The following is an 8,750-nucleotide window of genomic DNA, read 5'->3' as shown; positions in this document are numbered from 1 at the left end:
CTTCAATGGCTACCCGGGCCTTAAAGGCCGACGTAAATTTTCTTCTTTTTGCTTTCATAATACCACTGTTAAAATTAGACTTTTTTCAACTTAACCAGTGGTCTGAATTTTGGGGAGTATTATATAAACTAACATAGTAATAATTATTACCTTCAATAATTGATCCTATTGTTAAAGGATCAGGATTCAAATTTGTGTTAGGTTGCACTGAAGCGCATACACAATCTTGTGAGGCTTCAAGAGTTTTTATTGCTTGGAATTGAGGAAACGCATGGAAATGAAATAATGCAATTATTATTGCGACTAATATTTTTGTTTTCATTTTTAATCTATTTTATTGATTTTAAAAGCTTTCATTATTGTATGACAATCTCATTGTTTATTGATTTGCTCGAACTCTTTTTACATTCGCTCAGAATCCCCTTCAACTCCTCTCCATCCACCGGCTTAACCAAAAAACCAACATCCTTCCTCATTTCAAGCTGCCGAATGGCGTGAATATTTCCGGTTACAAAGACAATTTGTGTGTTACAGGATGCCAGCCTTAATTCCTTTTCTATCTGAAACCCATTCATTCCAGGCATCTCAATATCCAGAAATGTTATATCAGGTTGTTCATCAAGGATGTGAGCATGTGCTTTTGTGGGATCACCGTAAGAGCCGATAATTCTTATTTCGTTATTTCGTGAAAGGATTCGCTCAAGTCTGGACCGGGCAAGCGGCTCATCATCAACAATTATACAGGTTAATTTTGCCGATTGAGCTTGTGAGCGTGATATTTGGTCCTGTAATTTCATAACCCAAAATTACACACGCGGCTTGGGGCTAAACCTCACACCTCATAAGTAATCCATATACTCACAGGTGAGTATTTTTTAAAAATAAGAAGTGTAAAGAGATAAGGGAGAATGATAAAGTGTATACCTGAGGCTAAGAAAGGCTGTTTCCCATGGCAAAAACAATCAATTCCTGGGTATTTCTCAAATCCAGTTTTTCCAGGATATGCCGCCGGTGGGTATCTACGGTATTTTTACTGATGAAAAGTAATTCAGAGATTTCCTTGCTGGTCTTACATTGAGCGATCAACTTAATGATCTCTTTTTCCCGCTCGCTAAGTGAATTCAATTTGTCAGTAGTTGGTTTTTTAAATGTTGAGTGAGGATTCACTTCCCGATATCTACTGATTGCTTCTTTCAATTCATCGAAGTCTACCGGTTTTACTAGGTAATCAAAGGCAGCGCTTTTAATGGCTTTAATTGCATATTGATTAAACCCGGTAACAAAGATATAAATGGGGATAAAACCTGTGTTTTTTACCGCTGTAACGAGATCAAATCCGCTCATCCGGGGCATCTCCACATCAGAAAATACCAAGTCAGGTTTGTCTGTAACTATGGATTTTAAAGCTAATTCAGGTTCGTTATATATACCAATTATCTTGATATCCTCAATTTTGCTGAGCAGGATAGCAAGCCTTGCAGTAGCTTCTTTTTCATCATCAACCAACAAACATCTGATTGTTTCCATCATATTGATTTTATTGGTAATTCCACTATAACCATTGTCCCGGCAGATTTACCGGTATTATCGTATTGGTCTTTGATAGTGTATATGATCCGCTGCCTGTATAATTTATTATATAAATCGAGAATTTCGTCTAGTATCCGAAGTCCTTTCCCGGTACTCATCCCTGAATATTCTTTGGCCTTTTCCCTGCCAATCCCGTCATCTCCTATGGTCATCCTGTACTTTTTTTCGGAAGACTCGATCGAAATGATTAAGTGTCCCTTTCCTTCTTTATTCCTGAGCCCGTGTTTGACGGCATTCTCCACAAAGGTGAACAGAAGCATTTTAGGGACTGTTAGATCTAGATTTATTTCTTCAGATACTGAAACAGTATAATCAAAACGTTCATTGAACCGGAATTTCTGGATATCGAGATAATTTTTCACATATTCCAATTCTTCATTTAGCGAATGTGAGATTTGTTCAGAGTGGATCAAAGTATTCCTGACCAGTTTAGCGTATTTAGCAAAATAGAAATCCGCTTTGTCTTTATCATCATGAGCATATAGCGAACCTATTGCATTCAGCGTGTTCAATGTAAAATGAGGTTCTAATTGATTGCTGATGGATTTTATCTGAAGCTCAGTGATTTTAGTTCTGTTTATGAATTTCAAATTACTTAAATACCTGAAATAGAAACGAATAATCAGAAAAATAAGCGTGAATATAATTATGTAAATTAAATATCTCCAATAATACAAGTCATTTTGCAGATAATCAAACTGCATCAGATAACCCTCAGAATAAAAACATAAAAAATGCTTATTCCCCTCATACATATTAATCGAATAATTTTGAATAGACCCCCCATGAGGCAATTTAATTTTTACAGGATGCCTGAATCCGTCCCGATAAATGATGAATTCATCGTAAATCCTGGTTTGAAATATTAATTCATTTGTGCCATCTAAATCAATGTCTATTTTCCGAGGAGTTGCGCCAGCAAATGGTTGTACCCGAATTTTTTTTATAATTTCCAATTTATTGTTTATTATTTCAACTGTACCCTCACTCGTAATTAGATAATGAAAGTTTTCATCAGCCACTTGCGATGCAAGAAGGAAAAAATCACAACCCGGGCTTCTGTCAATCAATGGGCGGTTATTAATCTGAACTCCCGTCATATCAAATAGCAGAATTTCAGAAGAACTTGCCCCTGTTGCTTCGTTCTTTAATAGCGCAATAATATAATCTGATCCACCTTTTACAGGTAGATATTGTAATGATGAGGTTTTTCCACCTAAGGGGATGGGGTCGAATAAAAATTTAAGATCATGATCCAGAACCATTAGCCAGGCCATGGTATCAGGATAAGGAAAATCCTTCTTACAATTTTCAAATGCTGCAGTTTTTCCAAAGATTTCCAAAAATCCATCATGATTTCCATCAAAAAATTCGAGACCCAATATTCCAGTACCGGAATATTCGGAAGTGAATAATGTGTCATTGTAAATATCCCATGCTGCAATTTTTCTGGGTTTTTGAGATTGTCCGGCTAAAAATGAAAATATGATATCATTTGTTCCATCTGCATTAAGATCAACAGCACCCTCAAATTGCCCAGATTTTTCAATTTTTCCAGAATATTCTGTATATCGATCAACATATTTTGATCTTGTGCTATCAGAATGCCTGCTCCAAGGATTAATCTGGTTAATAAAAATAGAATCATTATAATAAGTATTGACATAGATTTCAAAAGACCCATCTCTATTATAATCAGCAAAACCAAAATTTCCTATCAAACCATCCAAATACCAATCTTCTAAAATTGTACTATTTACATAAACCATTACGTAATGGTATAAATCACTATTATGAAAACGGATTTCTTCACTAATCCCGTCACCATCTAAATCAAAATAAGTGATTACGGTCTTAGGATCAGAACGATAATCTTTAAGAGTTGATTTATACTTATTGCTATCCGGCAATATCAAAAAAGCTATAAAGCCGGTAAGCATCAAACTGATGCTTATCTGTAACAAAATCCTTAAAAATTTTGATTTCATCACTCCAATTTTGGTTAAACGGCGCTTAAATATACAATTTATTTAAGGGATAATCAATAATTGAAAGTAAACTGATTTGAAAATCAAGAGAATAAAATTAATTGATGCAATAGGAATCCAATCCTACATGGACTATGGATGATTTTTTATGGAGATCTTACATTTCATTTCCCATCGTCCATCCTCCATGTTCAATCGTCCATGAATCAGGTTTTCACGAATAGACAAATATAATCACAAACTTCTTCAATGTATACTTGGATTTGATAACTAAACAGCAATTATTTATTCACATCCGAATAAACATGTATAATTTTTTGCGATTTTTATACACGATTTAATACTTCATCGTTTGTCCACATGCCTATTATTTTTAAGACCGTCGAGATGACGGGTGGAAGGTAATTACCGGCAAACTGAATAATAACGAAAAAAGAATGGCAAAGACAAAAATACCAGAAGATATTCAAGAGAAAGCAAACAGAATTATTGCTGATTTCAACTCAAAGACATATAAAAAGAAATCGGGTATGGAATATTATGCCATTTACAAAGGCAACTTTCTATATTTAAACAGAAGAGAAGGTGACAGAGATGGTCCAATTGCAAGGCTTAAATATACAGGCAAATTCGACGATTGGAATTTTGCAATCTTTAAATGGAGTAGTGAGCGTTACGATCCTGATGAAGTCTTTTTTCCAGGTGAACAGCATCTTGATGGAACGATTGAGGGTGCGTTAAAAGCAGGAAATGCAGCCTATCCTCCAAGTTGGGAACCTTCCCGGAAAGAAATGTTAGCGTTCTTCAAGCAATTTTTAGGCAATTAAAATGTTGAAAAATGAATGAAGGAAAATGTTATTTTGATGATGGTACTGAATATAATCCTGTATATATTAATACAACGAAATATCAAGATTCAAAAAGACGGATAAAAATCAACTGAAAATTTGACAACAGATATGAAACCGGGTACGAAAGACATTAGGGTATATTTAAAATTTGAGAAGGCTGAATTAGAATTACTTCAAGACAATACTTACCAAATGGCTGAATCTTTTGGACTAGACAGAAGAATAGATAACCTGACAGGAAAACGAAAAATTGGTTTTCATTTATGGGATTTAGAATGTTTAGAAATGGTGGTTGACGATTTAAAAAATAAAAATAACATTGATAAAACCCTTGTTAATGAGCTACATGACAAAATTATTAACGCAATGGATTATATTGATAAAACCAGAAATAATTTGTAAGATGTAACCCTACATTTATCTATGAATAATTCTGAATTAGAGAAAAAAATTAATAGCATAGTTAGTGAGTTGGTTAATAAGCAAGGCTATATTAACTCGACAGATGTCTTGATTAGGTTAGGATATTTATCACAAACAGATTATGAAAATTGGAGAAAGGGAAAAATTGGATACCTTGAAAAAGCATGTCAGATAAACCTGGGAAAGTTGACAACTATAAACCGAATAATCAGACAAATATCAAGGAAAATGAAATTGAAACCTTCTTGGACTGCATATAATAGATATGGGAAAGGACCAAAAAAGAAATTACAATTTTCTAAATCAGGAGAGGAAAATATTGAAAAAGCATATTCGACCCATTACCTAAACAAATATCGCATTACCCAACTGAACGAATTGAAAAGAAAACCCGTTCCGGATGAAAACGAAAACCCTCTGTAGGTAACAAGCCTGTAAACCCGATGCAAATAATATTAAGAATGGCTACAAACAATTAGAAATTCGTTTGGGGGCAATACAAAATAAATCTCAAACATTAGGACTAAATGGAAAAAATGGAAAAATTGGCGATTGAAAGCAGAAAAAATCAAATCCTTACTTTGATTAAAGAGTTTTGTAAACAAAAACTTGATGATGATTATTTTGAATTATCAGAACGGCTTTTAAATAAACTTGGAAGAAAAAGAGATGTTCCATTTATGAGTGGAAAGATTGAAATATGGGCCGCTGCAGTTATCCATGCTCTGGGAACGATAAATTTCCTGTTCGATAAATCATTTGAACCCTACGTGACAGTTGAAGAAATCAATGTTTTTTTTGGAACAAATAAATCTTCGACCGGAACAAAATCAAAATTCATAAGAGATTTATTGAATCTTGGATATTTTGACGCAGAATTTTCCACACAACATATTACACAAAATAATCCATTTGAAAGGTTAAGGATGGTCAATGGGTTTATCATTTCAACAGATTTAATTCCTAAAATACTTCCAAAAAAAGAAAAGAAAAACAAGTCAGACCATTCTGGTCCGGACCTATTTTCATCAGAATAAATCAATCACCACTTGTAACAAATAGATAATACAATGGGATATCTAACACGCTTTATTTCATCGCCTATCCACATGCCTATTATATGTAGGATTGCCGGGATGACGGGCAGAAGGTAGTTAGTTGCAAGCTAAAAAAAAGTAAGTAGCATAAAAGAATGACCATGGATATTAAAGAGCAATATGAAGAATTGACTAAAAGATTAAAGGAGATTGTTCCATTTACGGCTTTTCCGATTAGAGAACTGGTTCAGGAATTACGAAAAAAAGGTTTCCTAATTGCACTCAAGACCGAATTAGTAGTAAAAGATGTATATAATAGCGGTGATATTTCGGGAATTCTATGTATGATTGAACAAAGAGGAGATGAAGCTCTTGTCTGTGGATTAACACATTTGATTATTTCATCTAATCATCGCTTATATAAAGAAATCATTGATTACCAGAAGAAAAGACATAAAAGAATCATGAAGTTAAACCAATCGAGTTGGAATTAGCATATAATAAAAAGGAGTAATAATAATGGGGAAATCTGGAACATCGGACAATCCAATTAGAATACGCGTGAATAATGAAATTCGAATGGAGGAGGTCGTAGGAATTTGTGAAAAAAACAATTGGAGATACATCTGTGGAATAGAACCTGACCATCCAGAGGACATTTCAGAATTGGAATATATGCTAAATCCAAAATCGTTTGGTGGTAAAAGGCCGAAAATGAAACAAATTGACAATTTGCCAGTAGTAAATACTGAGCCAATGATTAACCGAAATGATCCTTGTCCTTGTGGAAGTGGAAAGAAGTATAAAAAATGCTGTTTAATGAAATAAGATAATGATAGCCAGAGCCTAATAAGCCGCTATGCGATCAGGCGGGCAAAATCGATTAATATGCAGATTACAAGTAAAATAGGTCAGTCTGTTAGGCACAAAGTACCAAATCAATCCCGCCCGTCGCATAGCGGCAGAGCGTTACAGGGCATTTAAAAAATAGACAGTTTCATAACAGATGTTAACCTTTATAACCAAAAACCATGAAAAAAATCCTGCTTTTTGTTTTTGCACTATCCGTTGGGGCTGCCGCCGTGGCATAACATCTTCCAAAGGATAATCCGAGACTGGTCCGGGCCATCCCTGCTGGTGTCACCGACATGCCGGTGGCTGATCCCTTGCAGGCCAGTAACCATTCCGTTAATTCCAAATCAGTTCTTGAAAATGACCTTGGCCAGACACGATTCGATCATCAAAACAATCATTCCGTAAATAGCAGGATTGTACTTTTCCCCGATGGCACTATTGCGGGCATCTGGACCAAAGGGCAGTCAGAACCGAGCTTTCCTGAAAGGGGGACCGGCTATAATTATTTCGACGGCTCAGCTTGGGGCCCGGCACCAACAGGCAGGATTGAGACAATAAGAGCAGGATGGCCATCGGTTGCTGCATGGAACGGGAATGGCGAAATTGTCGTTTCTCACCAGGGTGGACCCTTGCCTCTTGTAATGAACACCCGGCCTGTGAAAGGAACCGGAAACTGGACCGAGAATTTAATTCCGATACCTGCCGGATGTGTTGGCGTTATGTGGCCGAATATGATCACCAACGGCCCCAACAATAACTATATTCACATTCTTGCCTGCTCTTTCCCCGCAATCAGCGGCGGAGCGCCATATCTGGGACTGGATCCCGCACTCCTGTATTACCGTTCACTGGATGGGGGAGCAACCTGGGATAAAGCCGGCATTCAGATCCCAGGCATGGATTCCACCAATTATTCCTTTTTTCTGGCAGAAACCTTTGCCTGGGGCAGCCCGAAAGGCGACACCATCTACTTTGCTGTGGGCGGTTCATTTACTGATACCTTCATCATGAAATCAACCGATAACGGGGAAACCTGGACCAAGATCACCATCCTGGGCAATGTAAATAAGAAAATTCCCGATGGTACCGCCTATCTGCCTTCCTGGAGATCAACTGACGGTGCCGTTACCTGTGAAATGGACCAGAACGGGGTTATCCATTTTGCATCCGGTATTGGCGGCGGATCCATTGAAGATAGCGCTGACAATTTCATCTTCGATTTAAACGGTCTCATATATTGGAACACCACCATGCCCATGCTTCAGGATAGTCTGAATCTTGATACCCTGGATGCGCATGGCCAGTTGCTGGGTTATTATTCCGACGGCCCGAACCCCGGCGATACACTGAACGTCGTCCCCGGTTCCCGGGTTGGCCTGACCAGCCGCCCGCAAATTTCGGTTGATGAATTAAACAACCTGTTTGTAATTTATTCCGGTATCACGTGGCAAAATCCCAATCCGGAAGGGATCAATTACCGGCATATCTTTGGCCGTGCCAGATTCCATGACCAGACAACCTGGTCAACCGGGCCGATAGACCTCAATGCTGACTCCAGCTGTAACGGAAATGAATTTAATTTCGCAGCTATGACAAAACAGATCAGCGGTGATAAATTGCGGATCCTGTATCAGACCTCTGATCAACCCGGAATGGCTTCCTGGAGTTCAGCAATTCCTTACCATGACAATATAATTCAGTACCGGGAAATACCGTATAACGCCTTCTTGCCAATCGGAACTGAGGAAAATCCGGCCGGAAGAAGAAATATGGTCAGCCAGAACTATCCTAACCCTGCTAATGGGTTGACATACTTCAATGTCAACCTGGATAATGCGGCCCATGTGGTGGTAGATGTCTCCAATGTAATGGGACAGAAGATCATGAGCAACGACAAAGGAATACTTAATGCCGGGATGCACAAAATGACCATTGACGGGAACCTGCTGACATCCGGAATTTATTTCTACACTGTTACGATCGGAGGCGAATCTTTTGTTCACAGG

Annotated in this window: 11 protein-coding genes; 7 read left to right on the top strand and 4 right to left on the bottom strand. The window is 37.4% G+C overall.

Going from position 1 to position 8,750, the window contains the following annotated elements:
- Positions 1–85 precede the first annotated feature (85 nt).
- From M0Q51_16695 to M0Q51_16680, 4 genes are all read right to left on the bottom strand, one after another.
- Complete coding sequence (locus M0Q51_16695) at positions 86–322, bottom strand: hypothetical protein (protein ID MCK9401614.1); 237 nt, start codon at positions 320–322, stop codon at positions 86–88.
- Positions 323–356: 34 nt separating this feature from the next.
- Positions 357–797: a response regulator gene (locus tag M0Q51_16690; GenBank protein ID MCK9401613.1), complete on the bottom strand. Its 441-nt coding sequence runs from the start codon at positions 795–797 to the stop codon at positions 357–359.
- A gap of 133 nt (positions 798–930) precedes the next feature.
- Complete coding sequence (locus M0Q51_16685; GenBank protein MCK9401612.1) at positions 931–1,527, bottom strand: response regulator transcription factor; 597 nt, start codon at positions 1,525–1,527, stop codon at positions 931–933.
- Positions 1,527–3,578 (bottom strand): histidine kinase, encoded by a 2,052-nt coding sequence (locus M0Q51_16680; GenBank protein ID MCK9401611.1) that lies wholly within the window; start codon positions 3,576–3,578, stop codon positions 1,527–1,529. The genes M0Q51_16685 and M0Q51_16680 overlap by 1 nt, the downstream gene beginning before the upstream one ends.
- 437 nt (positions 3,579–4,015) lie before the next feature.
- Between M0Q51_16680 and M0Q51_16675 the strand changes: the two genes are divergently transcribed.
- The 7 genes from M0Q51_16675 to M0Q51_16645 form a co-directional block, all read left to right on the top strand.
- On the top strand, positions 4,016–4,405 hold the full coding sequence (locus M0Q51_16675; protein MCK9401610.1) for a hypothetical protein: 390 nt from the start codon (positions 4,016–4,018) through the stop codon (positions 4,403–4,405).
- A gap of 120 nt (positions 4,406–4,525) precedes the next feature.
- Complete coding sequence (locus tag M0Q51_16670; GenBank protein MCK9401609.1) at positions 4,526–4,831, top strand: hypothetical protein; 306 nt, start codon at positions 4,526–4,528, stop codon at positions 4,829–4,831.
- Between the two features lie 21 nt (positions 4,832–4,852).
- Complete coding sequence (locus tag M0Q51_16665) at positions 4,853–5,275, top strand: hypothetical protein (protein ID MCK9401608.1); 423 nt, start codon at positions 4,853–4,855, stop codon at positions 5,273–5,275.
- Positions 5,276–5,379: 104 nt separating this feature from the next.
- The gene (locus M0Q51_16660) at positions 5,380–5,889 is read left to right on the top strand and encodes a DUF6398 domain-containing protein (protein MCK9401607.1); all 510 of its coding nucleotides are present in this window, start codon (positions 5,380–5,382) and stop codon (positions 5,887–5,889) included.
- Positions 5,890–6,050: 161 nt separating this feature from the next.
- Entirely contained in the window at positions 6,051–6,383 is a 333-nt protein-coding gene (locus M0Q51_16655) for a hypothetical protein (protein MCK9401606.1), read from the top strand.
- A gap of 25 nt (positions 6,384–6,408) precedes the next feature.
- A complete protein-coding gene (locus M0Q51_16650; protein ID MCK9401605.1) occupies positions 6,409–6,717 on the top strand; it encodes an SEC-C domain-containing protein in 309 nt (102 codons plus the stop codon).
- 326 nt (positions 6,718–7,043) lie between these two features.
- Positions 7,044–8,750 (top strand): T9SS type A sorting domain-containing protein (locus M0Q51_16645; protein MCK9401604.1); only part of this gene is annotated, 1,707 nt, incomplete at its 3' end.

The sequence above is a fragment of the Bacteroidales bacterium genome (assembly GCA_023229505.1).
Classification (GTDB): domain Bacteria; phylum Bacteroidota; class Bacteroidia; order Bacteroidales; family JAGOPY01; genus JAGOPY01.
Note: the sequence above shows the minus strand (reverse complement) of the source record. Positions and strands in the feature narration are given on the sequence as shown.